Origin of the sequence: Candidatus Jidaibacter acanthamoeba, from assembly GCF_000815465.1 — a bacterium.
GTDB classification, from domain to species: Bacteria; Pseudomonadota; Alphaproteobacteria; order Rickettsiales; family Midichloriaceae; genus Jidaibacter; species Jidaibacter acanthamoebae.
Map to the genome: position 1 here is coordinate 1 of NZ_JSWE01000169.1, position 953 is coordinate 953.

General features: G+C 29.3%; 1 protein-coding gene. It reads left to right on the plus strand.

Annotated elements, in window-relative coordinates; translation table 11 throughout:
• Positions 1 to 450: 450 nt before the first annotated feature.
• Positions 451 to 953, plus strand: a 503-nt coding sequence (locus NF27_RS07930) for an ankyrin repeat domain-containing protein (protein ID WP_039458027.1), incomplete at its 3' end; no start/stop codon positions are given.

The following is a 953-nucleotide window of genomic DNA, read 5'->3' on the forward strand; positions in this document are numbered from 1 at the left end:
TAGATTTCAAATAGCGCCACTATGAAGGGGAGATTATATTATTATATGTACGCTGGTATTTGAGATACAGGCTTAGCTCCCGCAACTTGAGAGAGTTAATGGAAGAGAGAGGATTAAACATATGCCCAAGTACAATATACAGGTGGGTACAGCATTATGGTCCTGAAATACAAAAGAAAAATTACTAATTATTTTATACGAATTATTTGCTTATAACTCCTTTATACTATGCACTACAGCTGATTTTTTATATCGAACTCAGGTTGCTTTCAACAATTTCTCTTCTTCCATATTTATACTTGTTACAATGTATATACTAAAATAACTATATTACATATATAATAAATTGTTTTTAATAAATAAAAGAATAATACTTGAAAATAATAAAAGAGCGATTTAATTAAATTAATAATGAGATTTTTTAAAAACAATATATTTAAGATATAACCTATGAAAGAGTTGAGAGACACTTTAAAAGAGAATTTTTCAAGTATAGGTGTTTGTACAGATAGCACTATTTTTAGTCAGGCTATTAGATATAAAAATATAAGGACAATAAAACATTTATTAAATAAATACAGCAATCAACAAAAGAAGGATGAAATGATTCATGCTAAAGATAACCAAGCTTTTGTTAATGCTGCTAGCTATAAATATATGGAGGTATTAAAGTTACTGATAGAACATACTCCCGATCAAGAAAAAAGAGATAAAATGATCCATGACCAAGATGATCAGGCTTTTTGTTATGCAGCTAGTAATGGCCATATGGAAGTATTAAAGTTACTACTAGAGCATACTCTTGATCAAGAAAAAAGAGATAAAATGATCCATGCTAGAAGCAACCAAGCTTTTGTTAATGCTGCTAGCAGTGGCCATATGGAAGTATTAAAGTTACTACTAGAGCATACTCTTGATCAAGAAAAAAGAGATAAAATGATCCATGCTAGAAG